Genomic DNA, 19,699 nt, shown 5'->3' with positions numbered 1-19,699 from the left:
GATCATCGTACCTCGCGTTAAACTTATGAACGACTGTTCGCAAATGTAAGTGGTGCTGTCTTGTTACCACCCGTGAAGCGGGCGATTTTGAGGGAATTGATTGAAGAATTCGGACTCGCATCGGAGTTGAACTTGACGATTGCCTTCGTCCTGATCGTTGCAAGCGCGTTGGTGGGAATAGCGACCGGTTACGTTTTCAGGATCTGGGCGCTGGTCGTGATTTCGCCGTTGATCGCGATTGTCGCGGCGATAGTTCTTCGCGTTTACGAGTTCGGGATGACGGCGGGCGTGATCGTCATTGCCGGCTGCCTCGCCGTCTGCCAGCTCGCCTATCTCGCGACAGCCTATGTGCTGCACACGCGTGACGCCTCATCCCATGACGAAATCGACGGCGAGCCAGGCGAGACAAGCGAGCAGAAAATCCGCCGCCAGCACAAGTAAAGCCACAACGGCCCAAAGCAACGGCCCCTTGCGGCGCAGGCGCGCCGGCTTCTGTTGCGGCAACAGGCGGCCGGTTGCGGATGCAACAGCATATTTCGCGGCGAGATCGCGACCAAGCGCGGTCTTCCGCAGCACCAGAGAGTTCATCAAGGACACTTTCTTATTTCGTCTTCAACTTGCCGATGGATCGGCAAGCGTCCCGACCGGTTTCATGACCCTGACCCGGAGCAAGACTAGTGCCAGGGCCGAGCAAAAGAACGGCGCCGCTTTGACGCGCCTATGACAATTGCGCGACATCGGCAGCGGGACTCTGGCACGGTTCCTACGCGAATTCTGTGACCGGTTCCACAAGCTGGGAACAGTTTGACGCAACCGTGATGAGGCTGGGCCCTGAATCGGAAAGGCCTGATCGATGATCCGGCCCTTGTTGTTTCACGATTTCGATGCCTAAAGCGCGATGAGATCAGGATGAATCATCATCGCGCTTTAGGTTGTTGTTTGAGCATGATCTTTTCGGAAAACCGCTTCGCACTTTTCCGGATCATGCTTTGGCCCGGATGGAGCGCAGCATAGTCCGGGGTCTCTACGCGGGTGGGTCGGATTTCGCCTCGCTCCTGCAGGCTACGGTGGCGACTCAGGCCGCGGCCTTCTTCGGGGCGAAGCGGCCGTAGAAGGTTTCTCCCTTCGCGGCCATCTCCTCGAGAAGTTTCGGCGGGGTGAAGCGCGAGCCGTATTTCGCCTCCAGCTTGTGGCAAAGCTCGACGAACTTCTTCGTGCCCATGAAGTCGATGTAGGACAGCGTGCCACCGGTGAACGGCGCGAAGCCGAAGCCGAGGATCGAGCCGACATCCGCCTCGCGCGGATCGGTGATGACGTGGTCCTCCACCGTGCGCGCGGCTTCCACCGCCTGCACCACCAGGAAGCGCTGCTTCAGCTCCTCGACGTCGAGGGTATCGGGATCGAGCTGCTTGGGCTGCAGCGCGGACAGGCCTGGCCACAGGCTCTTCTGACCCTTGCCCTTCTCAGGGTAATCGTAGAAGCCCTTGCTGTTCTTGCGGCCCAGACGGCCCTGCTTCTCGACCATCTCCACCATCAGCTTCTTCTGATCGGGATTGATGGCGTTGGGGCCGAGGTCGGCTTCCGTCGCCTTCATGATCTTGAGGCCGAGGTCGAGCGCGACTTCATCGGACAGCGAGAGCGGGCCGACCGGCATACCGGCCATCTTGGCGCAGTTCTCGATCATCGCCGGAGGTACGCCTTCCAAAAACATCTCGTTGCCTTCGGCGACGTAGCGGCCGACGCAGCGGTTGGCGAAGAAGCCGCGGCTGTCATTGACGACGATCGGCGTCTTGCCGATCTGCCGGACGTAGTCGAGTGCGGTCGCGAGCGCGAGATCGCCGGTGTTCTTGCCCTGGATGATCTCGACCAGCATCATCTTCTCGACCGGCGAGAAGAAGTGGATGCCGACGAACCTGCCCTGGTCCTTGAAGGATTCGGCCAGCGAGGTGATCGGAAGCGTCGAAGTATTGGACGCGAAGATCACGTCCGGCTTCATATGCTCCTGCGCCTTGGCAAAGGTCTCAGCCTTGACCTTGCGGTCCTCGAACACGGCTTCGATGACGAGATCGACGTCCTTCAGTGCGGAATAGTCCGCGGTCGGCGTGATGCGGGCGAGCAGGGCTTCTGCGTCGCCGGGCTTGGCACGGCCCTTCTTGATCTGCTCCTCGATCACCTTCTGCGCATGCGCCTTGCCCTTGTCGGCGCTCTCCTGATCGCGATCGATCAGGACGACGTCGAGGCCGGCACGGGCCGAGACATAGCCGACGCTCGCGCCCATGAAGCCGGCGCCGATCACGGCGATCTTCCTCACCTTGGTCGGCGGCACATCCTTCGGACGGCGCGCGCCCTTGTTGAGCTCCTGCATCGACAGGAACAGGCTGCGGATCATCGCAGCCGCTTCCTTCGAACGCAGCACCGAGGTGAAGTAGCGTGACTCGACGCGCAGTGCGGCGTCGATCGGCAGCTGCAGGCCCTCATAGACGCAGCTCATGATCGCGCGCGCGGCCGGATAATTGTCGTAGGTCTCGCGGCGATAGATCGCGTTGCCGGCCGGGAACATCATCATGCCGGCCTTGGAGAACACCGGACCGCCGGGGAGCTTGAAGCCCTTCTCGTCCCAGGGCGCGACGGCCTTGCCGCCGCCCTTGATCCAGTCCTTTGCCGCCTTGACGAGATCGGCGGCGGGAACGATGGCGTGGATCAGATTCAGCGCCTTGGCTTTCTCGACCGTGACCGGATCGCCCTTGAGCAGGATCGTCATCGCGTCCTGCGGCGGCACCAGGCGCGGCACGCGCTGCGTGCCGCCGGCGCCCGGGAACAGGCCGACCTTGACCTCGGGCAGGCCGAGGCGCGTCTTGGGATTTTCCGCCGCCACGCGATAGTGGCAGCACAGCGTGATCTCGAAACCGCCGCCGAGCGCAAGGCCGTTGATCGCCGCCGCCCACGGCTTGCCGGAGGTCTCGATGGAGCGCAGCACCAGCGAGAAACGCCGGCTCTGCTCGAACAGCATCTGGTTCGCGGCGGTCTCGCCCTGCTCCCCAAACACTTTTGCGTAGGCCTGGTTCATGCCCTCGAGCATGGACAGGTCGGCGCCGGCGCAGAACGCCTCCTTGGCAGAGGTGATGACGACACCCTTCACGGCGGCGTCGGCCGTGGTTTCCTTGACGATCGCGTCGAGCTCGCTGGTCGAGGTCTCGTCGAGCACGTTCATCGAACGGCCCGGGATGTCCCAGGTCACGAGCGCGATGCCGTCGGAATCGGTCTCAACCTTGAAATTCTTGTAAGCCATGTCGGTTGCTCCCTACCCTTAGACGCGTTCGATGATGGTCGCGGTGCCCATGCCGCCGCCGATGCACAACGTCACCAGGGCGGTCGACTTGTCGGTGCGCTCGAGCTCGTCGAGCACGGTACCGAGGATCATCGCACCGGTCGCGCCGAGCGGATGGCCGAGCGCGATCGCACCGCCATTGACGTTGATCTTGGCGTTGTCGATGTCGAAGGCCTGGATGTAGCGCAGCACGACGGAGGCAAAGGCCTCGTTGAGCTCGAACAGGTCGATGTCCGACTTCTTCATGCCGGAGCGCGCAAACAGCTTTTCGGTGACGTCGACCGGGCCGGTCAGCATCATCGCGGGTTCGGAGCCGACATTGGCGAAGGCGCGGATTCTTGCACGCGGCTTCAGGCCGTACTTGCTGCCGGCGTCCTTGCTGCCGAGCAGAACCGCGCCGGCACCATCGACGATGCCCGACGAATTGCCGGCGTGGTGCACGTAGTTGACGCGCTCGATCTCGGGATGCGACTGCACCGCGACGCCGTCGAAGCCGCCCATCTGCGCCATCATCGTGAACGCCGGCTGCAGCTGCGCCAGCGACTGCATCGTCGTCGAGGGACGCATGTGCTCGTCCTTGGCCAGAATGGTGAGGCCGTTGATGTCCTTCACCGCGACGATCGACTTGTTGAAGCGGCCTTCATCCCAGGACTTCGCCGCGCGCTGCTGGCTCTGCACCGCATAGGCATCGACGTCGTCGCGCGAGAAGCCGTATTTGGTCGCGATCAGATCGGCCGAGACGCCCTGCGGCATGAAATAGGCCGGCACCGCCATCGACGGATCCATCGGCCAGGCGCCGCCGGAGGCACCGATGCCGACGCGGCTCATCGATTCCGCGCCGCCGCCGATCACCAGTTCATGCTGCTCGCTCATCACCTGGGCTGCGGCAAAATTCACGGCATCGAGACCGGAGGCGCAGAAGCGGCTGATCTGCACGCCGGGGACGGCCTCGCCGAGGCCCGCCTTCAGCGCGGCAAAGCGCGCGATGTCGGAGCCGGCTTCGCCGACCGGATCGACCACGCCGAGAATGACGTCATCGACGGAATCTTCCGGCAGGTTGTTGCGATCCTTCAGCGCCTTCAGCGGCACGGTCGCGAGCGCAAGCGCGGTGACTTCGTGCAGCGCGCCATCAGGTTTGCCGCGGCCGCGGGGAGTGCGGACGTGATCGTAGATATAGGCATCTGCCATGGGAGCCTCCTGATTGCAGTTATTGGTTACGACCGCGACGCGATCGGGATTATTGGTGAAGCGAAATCCTCAGAAAGCTTCCGCCGGCAGCTCCATGATGGTGGCGCAGCCGGCCTGGATGCGTGCGAGATTGGCGGCGGTCTCCGGCAGCATCCGCTCCATGAAGAAACGGCCGGTGACGAGCTTGGTCGAGAGATAGGACGTCGTCCCGCTCTCGGCAATCTTCCCCTGCGTCACCTTGGCCATCTTCGCCCACATGTAGCCGAGCGCGACGAAACCGAAGAGATTGAGGTAATCGGTCGCGGCGGCACCGGCATTGTCGGGCTTCGCCATCGCGTTCTGCATCAGCCAGGTGGTGGCCTGCTGGAGATGGCCGAGCGAAGCCGAGAGCGGGGTGATGTAGGGCTTCATCGCCTCGTCGCCGCCGTTCTCCTTGGCGAAGGCCATGACCTCGCCGAAGAACGCCATGATGGCGCGGCCGCCGTCGCGCGGCAGCTTGCGGCCGACGAGGTCGAGCGCCTGGATGCCGTTGGCGCCTTCATAGATCATCGCAATACGTGCATCGCGCACGAACTGCTCCATGCCCTGCTCGGCGATGTAGCCGTGGCCGCCATACATCTGCTGCGCCTGCACCGCATTGGCGAAGCCGTAGTCGGTGAGGAAGCCCTTCAGCACCGGGGTCATCAAGCCCATGTGATCGTCGGCGGCCTGGCGGTCCTTGGGATCCTCGGAGCGATGGGCGACGTCGCTCTTCAGCGCCGTCCACATCACGAAGGCGCGCGCGGCCTCGTTGAAGGCGCGGATCGACAGCAGCGTACGGCGCACGTCGGGATGCACGATGATCGGATCGGCCTGCTTGTCCGGCGCCTTGACGCCGGTGAGCGAACGGCCCTGGATGCGATCCCGGGCATAGGCGACGGCGTTCTGATAGGCGACCTCGGACTGCGCGAGACCCTGCACGGCGACGCCGAGGCGGGCCTCGTTCATCATCACGAACATGCCCTGCATGCCCTTGTTCTCCTCGCCGATCAGCCAGCCGGTGGCGTTGTCGTAGTTCATCACGCAGGTCGAATTGCCGTGGATGCCCATCTTGTGCTCGATCGAGCCGCAGACCACGCCGTTGCGCCGCCCGACCGAACCATCGGCATTGACCAGGAATTTCGGTACCACGAACAGCGACACGCCCTTGATGCCGGCGGGCGCGCCCTCGATGCGGGCAAGCACGAGGTGAATGATGTTGGGGGCGAGGTCATGCTCGCCGGCCGAGATGAAGATCTTGGTGCCCGTGATCTCAAAGCTGCCGTCGGCTTGCCGCACCGCCTTGGTGCGGAGCATGCCGAGGTCGGTGCCGCAATGCGGCTCGGTCAGGTTCATGGTGCCGGTCCACTCGCCCGCCACCATCTTCGGCACGTAGATCTGCTTCTGCTCCGGAGTGCCGTGGACGATCAGCGCCGCTGTCGCGCCCATGGTGAGGCCGCCATACATCGAGAACGCCATGTTGGCGGAGATCTGGAATTCGTTGACCGCCTGGCTCAGCGTCACCGGCAGGCCCTGGCCGCCGAACTCGGTCGGAGCCGACAGACCGAGCCAGCCGCCCTCGGCGACCTGCTTGAACGCGTCCTTGAAGCCCTTCGGCGTGGTGACGCTGCCGTCATCGGCGCGCTTGCAGCCTTCGAGATCGCCCACCCGATTCAGCGGCTGCAGCACCTCTTCGGCGAGCTTTGCGGCTTCGCCCAAAATCGCCTCGCGCACGTCGCTCGACGCGTCGGAGAAGCCGGCCAGATTGTCGTAGCGGTCGATCTGGAAGACGTCGTTGAGCAGGAAGTTCACGTCTTCGACGGGGGCTTTGTAGATCGGCATGGCGTTCTCCCGGCATAGCTTTGAAGTGAAGTGGTGGAACTCTTTATGATTGGGCGGCAAGCTGCTCCGCCATCAGGCGATGCAGCATGTTGATCGCCTTGAGCGGCCGCACCATCACCTTGAAATGCGTGATGCGTCCCTCGCTGTCGAAGGTGATGATGTCGACGCCGTTGATCTCGATGCCGTCGATCAGGGTCTTGAATTCGAGCACGGCGCCGCTCTCACTCTTCCACTCGCCGACATAGCTGAAGCCGGGACCGCCGAGCACCTTCTCGGCGCTGGCGAGATATTTGAAGGTGATGTCGCGGCCGCGCTGCGGCGAGTGCACCACGGGGCTTTCGAAGACGGCGTCCGGATGAAGGAGGTCCCAGAGCGCGGCGCGGTCATGCGACGTCATGTAGCCGTACCAGGAATCGAGGCCGGTCATGGTCAGGGTGCCTCCCTTGATAAAGGCCTGAGCAAAAAAACGCGAAAACAACCCCATGCACAGTAGCGCGAAGGCTGATTCCGCTGGGGTTTTCGGGGCGGGTGTTTGCCCTCGTTTTTAGGTCGCCTCATATGCACATTGACGCATATGCGCCGATGCGCATAAAGTCAAGCAAATTGGTCAAGGTTGAGAACAGGAGGGCCGGTCATGGCACTGGGCGACGCAATCCTCGCATGCCTGACGGAACGTCCGATGACGGGCTACGAGCTCGCCAAGACATTCGACTCCTCGATCGGCTTCTTCTGGAAGGCCGACCACCAGCAAATCTACCGCGAACTCTCCAAGCTGCGCGACCGCGGCTACATCCAGGGCCGCGAGGTCGTGCAATCAGGCAAACCCAATAAACTGATCTATACGCTTACTCCGGAGGGCCGAACAGCGCTGCGGCACTGGGCCGCGCGGCCAAGCACGCCGCCCTCGATCAAGGACGACCTCCTGGTGCGGCTGCATGCGCTCGACAGCATCGACATCGAGCCCATGCGCACCGACCTGATGGCCCGGCTCGAGCACCACCGCGATCGCCACGAGAACTACGAGCGCATCCTGAAGAAGCGCTTTCCGGAAGGAACGGCGTCGGGCGTGCTCGACCTCGGCAATTTGCTGCTGCTGCGCCTCGGCGCGCGACACGAGCAGATGGTGGCCGATTTCTGCGAAGAGGCGCTCGAGGCGCTGTCGGCGACAAGCGCCAAAGGCACCGTGGTGCCGCTGGAGGAAGGCAAGCGCGAGGGCAAGGGCTGAGGAGGTCGAGCCCGACGGTTATGCGTGCTGTTGCGTCTTACTCCGCTGTCATCGCCCGCGCAGGCGGGCGATCCAGTACGCCGCGGCGCCTGGCTCCTAGCCGCGCTGCCTCGGAGTACTGGATGCCCCGCCTTCGCGGGGCACGACACCGTTATTTTGGCGAGCGGACGAGCGCCACAACGACCATACCCCGGTTCCCGCCGCCCAACTTTAAGACACCGTCAACGGGTTCCTTAACCCGTTATTTACCGTAACAGACAAAAGTCGGTTTTCGAGGCAGACGACCCGCGCCAAATCCGATTGTCTTTGCAACCGGCACGCGAGGGGAGGCTGGAGGCGCCGGGTGGGGCGCCGGAGTCGGAACCGGACAGAGTCATGAATTCGCGCGTATCGTGGAGTGTTGACGGCATCGATCCATCCGTCCGGGAGCGGGCCGAAGCTGCTGCGCGTCGCGCCGGCATGTCACTCAACGATTGGCTGAACTCCACGCTCGGCGAGACTGCCCCGCCGAATTTTCGCGGACCTTACGACCAGCGTCCGCAGCAAATGCCGAGCCAAGCACATAGCCAAGCACCTGGCCAAGCACCTGGCCAGGTCCCGAGTCAGGAAAGCCGCGAAGTCGCCGACATCCACCAGCGGCTCGACGCCATCACCCAGCAGATCGAACGGATTTCAAAGCCCGCCCCGCGCCAGGACCCCTCCCGTGAAAGGGACCCGCGCGAGCAGGGCGTAGCGCGCCAGCTCAACGACGCGATCTCGCGGCTCGATGCCCGGCTGTCGCAAATTTCGAAGCCGCAGCAGGCTCCGGCACCGCGGCAGGCACCCGTTGAAACGCGCCAGCGCCAGGCCGATGCGGTCGAGCGCGCGGCAGCGCAGGTCTATCGCAATTCACCGCCCCTGAGCCCCGCTTCGTTCGACGTCGCCGTCGCCGAGATCACGGCGCGGCAGAGCGAGCTCGACGGCTTTGCGCCGCGGCAGATGCCGCCGCGCGCCGCGCCGTCGATCGCGCCTGCGGCAACTCCTTTCGCGCCCCCGATGGCGCCGCCCGCGCCTGCCTACGCTCCGCCGCCACCGCAGCCGGGGCCGGATTTCTCCGCGCTCGAGCGCCATCTGCTCAAGATCACGAGCCAGATCGAATCGCTCCAGCGCCCGGACAATACCGAGCAGGCGATCAACACTTTCCGCAGCGAGCTTGCGGCGATCCGCAACGCCATCACCGAGGCGATGCCGCGCCGCGCGATCGAATCGATCGAGAACGAGATCCGCTCGCTGCATCGGCGCATCGACGAGACACGCTCCAACGGCACCGACGGTCAGGTCCTGTCCGGCATCGAGCATGCGCTGTCCGACATCAAGCAGGTGCTGCGCACGCTGACGCCGGCCGAGCAGCTCACCGGCTATGACGAGGCGATCCGCAATCTCGGCGCCAAGCTCGATCTGATCCTGCGCGCCAATGACGATCCCTCGACGGTCCGCCAGCTCGAAGGCGCGATCTCGGCGCTGCGCGGCATCGTCTCCAACGTCGCCTCCAACGAAGCGCTGGCGCGGCTCTCGGACGACGTGCAGCTGCTGTCGTCCAAGGTCGACCAGGTCACCCGCTCGTCCGGCTCCGGCGACAGCTTTGCGGTGCTGGAGCAGCGCATCGCGGCGCTCACCGCCGCGCTGGAAACGCGCGAGCGGCCTCAGCCATCCGAAAGCACCGAGCATCTCGAAAGCGCGATCCGCGCGCTGTCCGACCGTTTCGACCGCATGCAGGTCGGCAACGACTCGGCTTCGACCTTTGCGCATCTCGAACAGCGGGTCTCGTATCTGCTGGAGCGGATCGAGGCCACCTCCGATCCGCGCAACGGCAATTTCAGCCGCGTCGAGGACGGGCTGCACGACATCCTGCGCCACCTGGAGCGGCAGCAGGCGACCTATTCCGCGCTGGCCGAGAGCCGCAACTCCGCGCCGCCTGCCGATTCCGGAATGGTCGATCTCGTCAAGCGCGAGCTCTCCGACATCCGCTTCAGCCAGGCCGAGACCACCCGGAGCACCCAGGATTCGCTGGAGGCCGTCCACAACGCACTTGGCCACGTCGTCGATCGTCTCTCGATGATCGAGGGCGATCTGCGCACGGTGCGCACGGCACCGCCGGCCGCTGCGCCGCAGCCGATGCCGATGCCGATGGCCGCTCCCATGGAGCCCGCGCCGATGGCGCGCGAGCCGCGGCCCCAGCAACAGCCGCCGAAATACGATCCGAAGCCGGAACTGCCAAATCCGGCCGCCGCGCAAGCGGCGCAAGCCGCCTTCGTCGCCGCGCCGCGCGAATTCCATGCCGCCGCGCCGGCAGCGCCACCGCCGATGCCGATGGCACCGCCGGTTCCGCCGCGCGCGATCAGCGAAATCCTGGAGCCGCATACGGCGCCCACGCGCGCCGCGCTTGCGCCCGAACTGCCGCCGGATCATCCGCTCGAGCCGGGCACCCGGCCGGGTGCACGGCTCGCCACGCCGTCGGAGCGCATTGCTGCGTCCGAAAGCGCAATCAGCGAAATCCCGGCCGCGCCGAAGGAGCCGGTGTCGTCGTCGAGCTTCATCGCGGCCGCGCGCCGCGCGGCCCAGGCCGCCGCCGCACAGCCGGAAACGCCGGCCCGCGGCGCCAAGGCGGGGGCCGATCGGTCCAAGGACAAGGGCAAGGACGGCGGTTCGACCATCACCTCGAAGATCCGCTCGCTGCTGGTCGGCGCGAGTGTGGTCGTGATCGTGCTCGGCACCTTCAAGATGGCGATGAATTTGCTCGACGGCGGCAGCAGCCCGTCGCCGTCGCCGCAGGCGATGGAGAATTCCTCGCCCGCACCCGCGCCGCAGACCCCGCCGCCGCCAGTCGAGAACAAGCCCGCCACGCCCGAGCAGGTCACGCCGTCGATGACCTCGCCGACCCCGATCGGGCGTCAATCCCAGAACAATGCCGCGCCGGCTCCCACCGCCAGTTCGGGCAACTCGGCCTCGGTTGAAATTCCGCCGGGGCCTGCCGCAGCCCCGCCGCCGGCCTCCAGCGACGTCACCGGCGCGCTGTCGGGCACCAGCCGCGCGAAACTCGCGATGATCCAGGTGCCGCCGAGCGAAAAATTGCCTGACGGCATCGGCGGCCCCGGCTTGCGCACCGCCGCGATGAAGGGCGATGCGACCGCAGCCTACGAGATCGGCGTGCGCTTTGCCGAGGGCAAGGGCGTGGCCGCGAATTACGACGAAGCCGCCAAATGGTACGACCGCGCGGCGCAGGCCGGCGTGGTGCCCGCGACCTTCCGCCTCGGCACCCTCTACGAAAAGGGTCTTGGCGTGAAGAAGGACGCCGACATCGCCCGCCGCTACTACACGCAGGCGGCCGAGCGAGGCAACGCCAAGGCGATGCACAATCTCGCGGTGCTCGACGCCGATGGCGGCGGACGCGGCGCCAACTACAAGAGCGCGGCGCAGTGGTTCCGCAAAGCCGCCGACCGCGGCGTCGCCGACAGCCAGTTCAACCTCGGCATCCTCTATGCCCGAGGCATCGGGGTGGAGCAGAACCTCGCCGAATCCTACAAATGGTTCACCCTCGCGGCGGCCCAGGGTGACGCGGATGCGGCGGGCAAGCGCGACGACGTCGCCAAGCGGCTCGACCCGCAATCGCTCGCCGCCGCCAAGCTCGCGATCCAGACGTTCAGCGCCGAGCCGCAGCCCGACGATGCCGTCAATGTCATGGCCCCCGCCGGCGGCTGGGACAGCGCGCCGCAGGCCAACGCAAAGCCGTCGCCGAAGCCGGTCGCGGCCAAGCGCGCGGCCTCGGCGGTGCATTAAGACTCTCTCCCCTCATGGTGAGGAGCGCGCTCTTGCGCGCGTCTCGAATCATGCAGGCCCGACTGTGAATCCGGGCCTCGCCCTTCGAGACGCCTGCTGCGCAGGCTCCTCAGGGTGAGGAGCAAAAGCGTCGATGCCGCCGACGCCCCCCTTCACCACGCCCTAAATTCCTGATCCCGCCCTGCTCCAAATTCGGCTATTGAGGGGCGCGGCAATCGTTCCGACCGTCCGGCGAGCATTCCGCGCAATCGATCCGTCTCGCCGGAGCATGGTCCTTCGATGCAGCTTTATCTCCCGATCGCCGATCTTCCGGTCAACGTCTTCCTGGTGCTGGCGATGGGTGCGGCTGTCGGTTTCGTCTCCGGCATGTTCGGAATCGGCGGCGGCTTCCTGATGACGCCGCTTTTGATCTTCATCGGCATCACACCGGCGGTCGCGGTCGCCTCCGTCGCGAGCCACATCGCGGCCTCGTCCTTCTCCGGCGCCCTCACCTATTGGCGGCGGCGCGCGATCGACCCGGCGCTGGCGAGCGTCCTGTTGTGCGGCGGCGTGACCGGGACCGCGCTCGGAGTGTGGACCTTCACGCAGCTGCGCGCGCTCGGCCAGCTCGATCTGATGATCGCACTGTCTTACGTCGTGCTGCTCACCACCGTCGGCAGCCTGATGTTCTCCGAAGGCCTGCGCGCGCTGATGCGAACCCGGCGCGGCGCGGTGCCGCCACGACGAACGCATAACTGGATCCATGGCCTGCCGCTGAAGATGCGGTTCAAGCGCTCGAAGATCTACCTCTCGGTGATCCCGGTCGTGATCGTCGGCATCGTGATCGGCTTCATCGGCGCCATCATGGGCATCGGCGGCGGCTTCATCCTGGTGCCGATCATGATCTATCTGCTGCGGGTGCCGACCTCGACGGTGATCGGCACCTCGATGGTGCTGACGCTGGTCACGATGCTGTTTGCGACCTTGCTGCATGCGGTGACCAATCACCTGGTCGACGCCGTGCTGGCGCTGATCCTGATGGTCGGCGGCGTCACCGGTGCGCAGTTCGGCGCCCGCGCCGGCCAGAAGATCCGCGGCGAGCAGTTGCGGCTGCTGCTCGGCCTCTTGATCCTTTCGGTCGGCGTCCGCTTCGCGATCGAGCTGGTGATCCGGCCCGAGGACCTCTTCACCATTCGCGAGCTGGGGGTGAACGGATGATGCGCGCAGCTCTCGCAATTCTGCTCGTTCTGCTGCTCGGCTCCGCCGCACGCGCCGAGCGGCTGATCGTGTCGGTCTCCAACCATCGCGTCACGGTGACGCCGAACTATTCCGGCGAGGAGCTGGTGCTGTTCGGCTCGGTCGAGAAGGACGCCTCCACGCCCGCCGACCGCAAGACCTACGATCTCGTCGTCACCGTGATGGGCCCGCGCGCCGACATGGTGACGCGGCGCAAGGAGCGCACCTTCGGGATCTGGATCAACACCGACTACCGCCAGTTCCTCGAGGTGCCGAGCTATCTCGCGCTGTTCGCCAACCGCTCCTTCGAGGCGATCACCTCGCCCGAAATCGCGCGGCGGCAGCAGGTCGGGCTCAACAACGTGCTGCTGACCCAACGCGTCAGCGGCGACTATGCCGACGTGGTGCCGAACGACGCGTTCCGCTCCGGCTTCATCCGCCTGCGCACCCAGCGCGGTCTCTATCGCGAGGATCCGAGCGCGGTGACGTTCCTGACACCGACGTTGTTCCGCACCGGCATTCCACTGCCGGCGGAGGTGCCGATCGGCACCTACGAGGTCGAGATCAAGCTGTTTGCCGACGGCGCCTTCGTCGGCAAGACTGAGACCGCGTTCGAGATCGTCAAGGTCGGCTTCGAGCAGTTCGTCGCCACCACCGCGCGGCAGAACGGGCTCATCTACGGCCTCATCACCGCTGCGATGGCGCTGATGACGGGCTGGATGGCATCGATCGTGTTTCGGAAGGATTAGCCGCCGTCATTGCGAGCGAAGGCAATCGACAATCTCTCCGAGTCGTCCTGGCGAAAGCCAGGACCCATAACCACAGGCAGTCGTGACTACGGGGATTCGGAGTTGCCACTAAGCGTCAAACTGCTCCCTGGGGTAATGGGTCCTGGCTTTCGCCAGGACGACGTTGGGCTACGGCGCCTGCACCACCGTCGGCACGCCCGGCTCCAGCAATCGCAACCGCGTCCCGAAGCCGAGCACGTCAAAGGTCTTGCGCAGATCCTCGCTGTTCTGGCGGAAATGGGCCCAACCCTCCGTGTGCACCGGCACGATCATCGCATCGGGGAAGGCGCGTGCGGTCTCGATGGTGTCGTTGGTGTCCATGGTGAGATGGAACGGCCCGCGCGTTTGCGCGGCGCCCGCGAAGGGCAGCACCACGCCGCATTTGAAGCGGCGCGCGACCTCGGCGACGCCGTCGAACCAGGTGGTGTCGCCGCTGATATAGACCGAGGTGGTGTCCTTCCGGCTCGAGGACAGCACGAAGCCGATGACGTCGCCCGACAATGGCTCGATGCCGGCCGGGCCGTGACGCGCGGGCGTCGCCGTGATCGTCAGCGTGTTGCCGTCGCCGTCTTTCAGATGCGCCGTGCTCCAGGGCGCGAGCCCCTCGACATAGCCGCCCAGGCGCTTGGCGCCGGCCTCTGTCGTCAGCGCGCGCTTCGCCTTGAGCAGATATTCGCGGCCGGAATTGTCGAGATTGTCCGAATGCTGGTCGTGGCTGAGCAGCACGGCATCGATCGGGCCGATCGCGTCGGCCTGGAGCGCAGGGCCGATCGTCTTCTCCAGCTTCACGTGCGGCAGTTGATACGCACCCGGCGCATCGAAGGTCGGGTCGGTGAGCAGGCGAAAGCCATCGATCTCGATCAGCGCAGTGGGACCGCCGATCAGGGTGATGGAAATGGGCATGAAAACTCCTCCTATGAGACAGGCTTCGCGGCAGGGCGCGTCACCAGATAGATGCCGAGTGCGACAGGGATGACGCCGAGCAGATCGCGCGCCTCGACGTGCTCGCCAAGGACGATGAAGGCGAACAGCATGCCGAGCGGCGGCATCAGGAAATGATAAGCGCTGGCGGCGGTGGCGCCACACACTTTCAGGAGATGAAACCAGAGCCAGTAGCCGAGGATCGAGCCGCCGAGCACGAGGAAGGCGAAGGCGCCGATCAGGCCTGGCGTGAAGTCGATGGCATGAACGCCGGCGACGGTCAGCGCGACCGGCGTCAGCACGATGCCGGCGGCGAGATTCTGCACGCCATTGCCGATCCACAGGCTGCCCTTCGGCGCGAGCAGCTTGAACAAAATGGTGCCGGCGACGAGGGAGGCGAGCGAGGCCAGCGTGAACACGATGCCGTGCAGCGAGTCGGTTCCAACCGACAGACGGTGCCAGACGATCAAGGTCACGCCGATGATGCCGAGCAGGAGGCCGCTCGCCTTGCGCCACGTCATGCCTTCGCCGAGCAGAAGCGCGGCGAGGCCCGCCGTGAACACCGGATTGGCCGACACGATCAGGCCGCCGAGGCCGGCCGAGACCGATTGCAGGCCGGTGTAGCCGAGCCCGAGATAGAGCGCGTTGTTGGCAATGCCGAGCACGGCGAAGATCGCGGCATCGCGCCAGGACAGCGACCAGTCGTCGCCGCGGATCAGCGTTGCGCCAAGGATCAAGATGCCGGCGAGCGAGAAGCGCGCGGCGAGCAGGATCAGTGGCGGGCAATGCGTCACCCCGATCTTGCCGGCGACGAAGGCGTAGCTCCAGAGCAGACAGAACAGGCCGATAGCGAAGGGCAGCGTGTTGAAACGGCTGCGGGGGACGGCAATCGAGGGGGCGAGCGACATGACAATCTCCTGAGCCCTCGATCTAGGGACCCGGCTTGTCATTTGGAAATTAAATGATTAACTGCCTATCAGTTGATTTTCGAATGGAGATGCCCATGCTCGATCTGGAGCTCCTGCGCAGCTTCGTCTCGGTGGTCGATGCCGGCGGCTTCACCCGGGCCGGCGAGCGCGTCCACCGCACGCAATCGACCGTCAGCCAGCAGATCAAGCGGCTGGAGGAGGACGTCGGCCAGGTGCTGCTGCACCGCGACGGCAAGGATTTGCGTCCGACCGAAGCCGGCGAGCGGCTGCTGTCCTATGCGCGACGGCTGCTCTCGCTCGCCGAGGAGGCGCGCGACGTGCTGCGCCAGCCGGACAGCGAAGGCGCGATCCGGCTCGGCATCCCCGAGGATTTTGCGGCCTATCGGCTGGCGAAACTGCTTGGCGCATTCTCGCGCTCGCATCCGGGCCTGCGGCTCGATGTGCGCGCCGACCAGAGCAAGAACCTGTCGCGCGATCTCGAACGCGGCGAACTGGATCTGGCGCTGTTCAAGCGCGCGGCCGGCGAGAAGGGCGCGATCGCGGTGTGGCCGGAGCAGGTACACTGGGTCACCAGCAAAAGCCATCCGATCGATGCCGGCGCGCCGTCGGTGCCGCTGATCGGCTTTCCGCTCGGCTGCCTCTACCGCGCCGGCGCCATCCATGCGCTGGAAAGTGCGGGCCGCATCTGGCACATGTCCTACACCTCATCGAGCCTCGCCGGCATCCAGGCCGCCGTTGCCGCCGGCATGGGGTTGAGCATCTTGTCGGAGATGGCGATCCAGTCCGACCACCGCGTGCTGACCGCGAAGGACGGCTTTGCGCCGATCAACCGGACCGAGGTGGCATTGATGGCGGCGCCGGGCGCGAGCCCGGCGACGCTGCGGCTCGCGGATCGGCTGGCGGAGTTTTGCGATGACGTGCAGGCGAAGGCTGCTTAGCTGCACCGCGACGCCGCGATCGCGTGGACGCGGCGGTCGCCGAGGAGATGCGCGACAAAACCGTTCTTTGGAAAGATTTTGGCGAACGCGGCATCGCGGATGCTGAGGCCGCCAGCATAAGCGCCGAAGGCGGGCATCACGGCGCGCATCCCGTCGGACACGAAGCAGCGGCGCTCCATCGAGCGGCCGCGCGCGGAGACGCGGGCCTTGGGATGCAGATGGCCGGCGATCTCGCCGCTCGCGCCGGTCGGCTCGTGGCGGAAGGTGATCGGACCGATCGCGACTTCGTCGGCGACGGTGCCGCCGAGATCGCGCGGCAGCGCCGGATCGTGATTGCCTGAGATCCAGATCCAATCGCGGCCCATCCGGAGTGCGGCCATGGCGTCACGGTCGTCCGCGGCAAGCCGCTCATGCGCTGTGCGGTCGTGAAAGCTGTCGCCGAGGGCAATGACGATTCGCGGATTATGGCGGGAGATGACAGCAGCGAGCCGGCCGAGGGTTGCGATGGTGTCGTAGGGCGGCAGCAGCACGCCGCGGGTGGCGAAGCTGGAACCCTTTTCGAGATGCAGGTCGGAGACGACGAGCAGGCGTTGTTCTTCCCAGAACAGGGCGCCGGAGAGATCGGCCGCGAACGTCACGCCGCTGATGGTGACTTTCGAAACGCGCATGTCCTCGATGTCCCCTGAAACCAGCGCCCCTGCCGTCACGTCAAAACCTGCTCTTATCCCATCGCCTCTTTGACGAGCTCGTCGGCGGCCTCCGCCAACAATTCGTCTCCAGCTTCGCCATAGACTGACTCGCGGCCGATTTCCAGCATCACGGGGACGGCGAGCGGGGAGACGTGGTCGAGTTCCCGATGCGTGATGCGGCCCTGGATGCGGGTGAGCATGTCGCTGAGACGGCGCAGATCGAGCAGGCCGGTGGCGGCATCGGCGCGGGCGGCGCGCAACAGCACGTGATCGGCCTGGTGTTTGCGCAGGACGTCGTAGACGAGATCGGTCGAGAACAGCACCTGGCGCCGGCTCTTCTCCTCGCCGGTGTGCCGGCGCGCGATCAGGCCGGAGATGATCGCGCAATTGCGAAAGGTGCGTTTCATAAGAGCGGATTCAGCGAGCCATGCTTCGAGATCGTCGCCGAGCATGTCAGGGTCGAACAGCGCGTCCAGGTCGATCCTGCCGTCCCGGATCATGAAGGACATGTCGCCGAGCGCCCAGACCGCGATCGCATATTCGTTGGCGACGAAACCAAGCGGCCGGGCGCGGGTGCGCTCCAGCCGGCGCGTCAAGAGCATGCCGAGCGTCTGGTGGGCGAGACGGCCTTCGAAGGGATAGCAGACAATGTAATGCTTGTTGGCGCGCGGAAAACTCTCGACCAAAAGCTCGCGCACCGCCGGCACGCGCGAGACGTCCTTTTGCAGCGACAGCCAGTCGCGCACCTGCTCCGGCAAGGCGCTCCACGCGTGCCCGTCGTCGAGCAGACGGCGAACCCGTTCGGCAAGATAGGTCGAGAGCGGAAACTTGCCGCCCATATAGGACGGCACTTTCGGGTCCTTGTCGTTGGCGCGCGAGACGTAGACCTGGTCCTCGACCAGGGTTTCGTAGCGCACCACCTCGCCGCTGAACACGAACGTGTCGCCCGGGCTGAGGCCCTCGATGAAGGCTTCCTCGATCTCGCCGAGCAACCTGCCGCCGCGCGCGATCACGCCCGTTGACCCCGCGCCGCCGCCGCGCGATCGCACCAGCCGGACCTTCAGCATGTCGTCCTCGACGATGGTGCCGACATTCATCCGGTAGCTCTGCCGCACCTTTGGATTGGCGACGCGCCAGCGCCCCTGCTTGTCCTGCTTGATGCGCGCGAAGCGCTCATAGGTCTTTAGCGCGTAGCCGCCGGAGGCGACGAAATCCACGACGTCGTCGAAATCCTGCCGCGTCAGATCGGCGTAGGGCGCCGCGGTACGCACCTCGTCGTAAAGCTCGTCAGAGAGAAACGGCTCGCCGCAGGCGCAGCCGAGCACGTGCTGGGCCAGCACGTCGAGTGCACCGATTCGCAGCGGCGGCGTGTCCTGCGCATTCTCCGCGATGGCGTCGATCGCGACACGGCACTCCAGCACTTCGAAGCGGTTGGCCGGCACTAGCACGGCACGCGAGGCTTCGTCGAGGCGGTGGTTGGCGCGGCCGATGCGCTGCATCAGGCGCGAGGCCCCCTTGGGCGCGCCGATATTGACGACGAGATCGACGTCGCCCCAGTCGACGCCGAGGTCGAGCGAGGAGGTGCAGACCACGCCGCGCAAGCGTCCCGCCGACATGGCGTCCTCCACCTTGCGGCGTTGCGCGACGTCGAGCGAGCCGTGATGCAGCGCGATGGCGAGGTTGTCGTCGTTCATGCTCCAGAGATTCTGGAACAGCATCTCAGCCTGGCTGCGGGTGTTGACGAAAACCAGCGTGGTCTTGTTCGCCTTGATCAGCTCGTAGATCTCGGGAAGCGCGTGGCGCGCACTGTGGCCAGCCCAGGGCAGGCGTTCGCGCGTATCCATCATCTCGACCAGTGGCGGTGCCGCGCCGCCGGCAATGACGATGTCGGCCGCCGCTTCCTTGCCGCCGGGCTGCGGCACCAGGAAGCGCGCCAGCGATTCCGGCTCGGCCACGGTCGCCGACAGGCCGATGGCGCGCATCTGCGGCGCCAGCCGCCACAGCCGTGCGAGCCCAAGGGAGAGAAGATCGCCGCGCTTGGACGTCACCAGCGCATGCAGCTCGTCGAGCACGATGCGCTTTAAGGAGGAGAACAGGAACGGCGCGTCGTCGGAGGACAGCAGCAGCGCGAGCTGCTCCGGTGTCGTAAGCAGGATATCAGGCGGATAGCGCCGCTGCCGCTGCCGCCGCGACGTCGGCGTATCGCCGGTGCGGGTCTCGATCTTGACCGGCAGCGCCATCTCGGCGACGGGACGCTCCAGGTTGCGCGCGATATCGACCGCGAGCGCCTTGAGCGGCGAGATGTAGAGGGTGTGCAGGCCGCCGGTGCGTTGCAGGGTGCGCCCGGTGGAGACCACCGATTTCGCAGCAGCCATTTTCGCCGAAGCTTTGGGCGCAGAACTCAGCTCCACCAGCGTCGGCAAAAATCCCGCCAGCGTCTTGCCGGCGCCGGTCGGCGCGATCAGCAGTGCGGACCGGTCCTCGCGCGCTTTCTCCAGCAGCGCCAATTGATGCGCGCGCGCCGACCAGCCGCGGGCGGTGAACCACGCCTCGAAGCGGTCGGGCAACAGCGCGGCGGGCCTGGCCGGAGATTTGAGGATACGGGGCGGCACGGCATCACAGGTAAGCCGTGGGCGTGGGTTCGTCGAGGGGGTGGGTTCTTCGCCTCTCCCGCTTGCGGGGAGGGGCCGGAATTCGCGCGCGGCGCGGATTCCGGGTGAGGGGGAGTCTCCGCGAGTCCAACTGCTACCGAAGTCGCGGTGAGAGCCCCTCAGCCCGACCCTCTCCCCGTAAGAACGGGGA

14 protein-coding genes are annotated in these 19,699 nt (G+C 65.7%); 6 read left to right on the top strand and 8 right to left on the bottom strand.

Translation table 11 applies throughout. The features are described 5' to 3' along the window. Positions 1-132 precede the first annotated feature (132 nt). Positions 133-441, top strand: coding sequence for a hypothetical protein (locus QCM77_RS20885; RefSeq protein WP_279684685.1), 309 nt, complete (start codon positions 133-135; stop codon positions 439-441). Between the two features lie 634 nt (positions 442-1,075). On the opposite strand, the gene QCM77_RS20880 is transcribed toward QCM77_RS20885, so the two are convergent. The 4 genes from QCM77_RS20880 to QCM77_RS20865 all read right to left on the bottom strand — a co-directional run bounded on the left by QCM77_RS20880 (position 1,076) and on the right by QCM77_RS20865 (position 6,803). Beyond that, positions 1,076-3,289 carry an FAD-dependent oxidoreductase gene (locus QCM77_RS20880; RefSeq protein WP_279684683.1) on the bottom strand — a complete coding sequence of 738 codons (2,214 nt, stop codon included), beginning with the start codon at positions 3,287-3,289 and terminating at the stop codon, positions 1,076-1,078. Positions 3,290-3,307: 18 nt separating this feature from the next. Then, complete coding sequence (locus QCM77_RS20875) at positions 3,308-4,516, bottom strand: acetyl-CoA C-acetyltransferase (protein WP_279684682.1); 1,209 nt, start codon at positions 4,514-4,516, stop codon at positions 3,308-3,310. Between the two features lie 69 nt (positions 4,517-4,585). After that, on the bottom strand, positions 4,586-6,376 hold the full coding sequence (locus tag QCM77_RS20870; protein WP_279684681.1) for an acyl-CoA dehydrogenase C-terminal domain-containing protein: 1,791 nt from the start codon (positions 6,374-6,376) through the stop codon (positions 4,586-4,588). A gap of 43 nt (positions 6,377-6,419) precedes the next feature. After that, positions 6,420-6,803 carry a nuclear transport factor 2 family protein gene (locus tag QCM77_RS20865; protein ID WP_279684680.1) on the bottom strand — a complete coding sequence of 128 codons (384 nt, stop codon included), beginning with the start codon at positions 6,801-6,803 and terminating at the stop codon, positions 6,420-6,422. A 207-nt stretch (positions 6,804-7,010) separates the two neighbouring features. Here QCM77_RS20865 and QCM77_RS20860 point away from each other — a divergent pair, with 207 nt between their 5' ends. The 4 genes from QCM77_RS20860 to QCM77_RS20845 all read left to right on the top strand — a co-directional run bounded on the left by QCM77_RS20860 (position 7,011) and on the right by QCM77_RS20845 (position 13,381). Next, positions 7,011-7,601, top strand: a complete 591-nt coding sequence (locus QCM77_RS20860) for a PadR family transcriptional regulator (RefSeq protein ID WP_279684679.1) — start codon at positions 7,011-7,013, stop codon at positions 7,599-7,601. Positions 7,602-7,976: 375 nt separating this feature from the next. Then, a complete protein-coding gene (locus QCM77_RS20855) occupies positions 7,977-11,417 on the top strand; it encodes a hypothetical protein (RefSeq protein ID WP_279684678.1) in 3,441 nt (1,146 codons plus the stop codon). Between the two features lie 279 nt (positions 11,418-11,696). Then, entirely contained in the window at positions 11,697-12,614 is a 918-nt protein-coding gene (locus QCM77_RS20850; RefSeq protein WP_279668542.1) for a sulfite exporter TauE/SafE family protein, read from the top strand. Continuing rightward, positions 12,611-13,381, top strand: a complete 771-nt coding sequence (locus tag QCM77_RS20845) for a TIGR02186 family protein (protein WP_279684676.1) — start codon at positions 12,611-12,613, stop codon at positions 13,379-13,381. Before QCM77_RS20850 ends, QCM77_RS20845 begins: the two co-directional genes overlap by 4 nt. A gap of 168 nt (positions 13,382-13,549) precedes the next feature. Here the strand turns inward: QCM77_RS20845 and QCM77_RS20840 are convergent, their stop codons facing one another. Further along, complete coding sequence (locus QCM77_RS20840) at positions 13,550-14,323, bottom strand: MBL fold metallo-hydrolase (RefSeq protein WP_279684674.1); 774 nt, start codon at positions 14,321-14,323, stop codon at positions 13,550-13,552. Between the two features lie 11 nt (positions 14,324-14,334). After that, on the bottom strand, positions 14,335-15,249 hold the full coding sequence (locus tag QCM77_RS20835; protein ID WP_279684672.1) for a DMT family transporter: 915 nt from the start codon (positions 15,247-15,249) through the stop codon (positions 14,335-14,337). A gap of 95 nt (positions 15,250-15,344) precedes the next feature. On the opposite strand from QCM77_RS20835, the gene QCM77_RS20830 reads away from it, so the two are divergent. Next, positions 15,345-16,208, top strand: a complete 864-nt coding sequence (locus QCM77_RS20830; protein ID WP_279684670.1) for a LysR family transcriptional regulator — start codon at positions 15,345-15,347, stop codon at positions 16,206-16,208. On the opposite strand, the gene pdeM is transcribed toward QCM77_RS20830, so the two are convergent. Next, positions 16,205-16,876, bottom strand: a complete 672-nt coding sequence (gene pdeM / locus QCM77_RS20825; protein WP_279684668.1) for a ligase-associated DNA damage response endonuclease PdeM — start codon at positions 16,874-16,876, stop codon at positions 16,205-16,207. The genes QCM77_RS20830 and pdeM overlap by 4 nt on opposite strands. Positions 16,877-16,929: 53 nt before the next feature. Then, complete coding sequence (locus QCM77_RS20820) at positions 16,930-19,509, bottom strand: ligase-associated DNA damage response DEXH box helicase (RefSeq protein ID WP_279684666.1); 2,580 nt, start codon at positions 19,507-19,509, stop codon at positions 16,930-16,932. Positions 19,510-19,699: the final 190 nt, after the last annotated feature.

Source organism: Bradyrhizobium nivariense (genome assembly GCF_029846695.2).
In the GTDB taxonomy this organism is placed as follows: Bacteria; Pseudomonadota; Alphaproteobacteria; order Rhizobiales; family Xanthobacteraceae; genus Bradyrhizobium.
The sequence above is the reverse complement of the archived record's forward strand: the minus strand, read 5'-3'. Positions and strand labels throughout refer to the sequence as shown.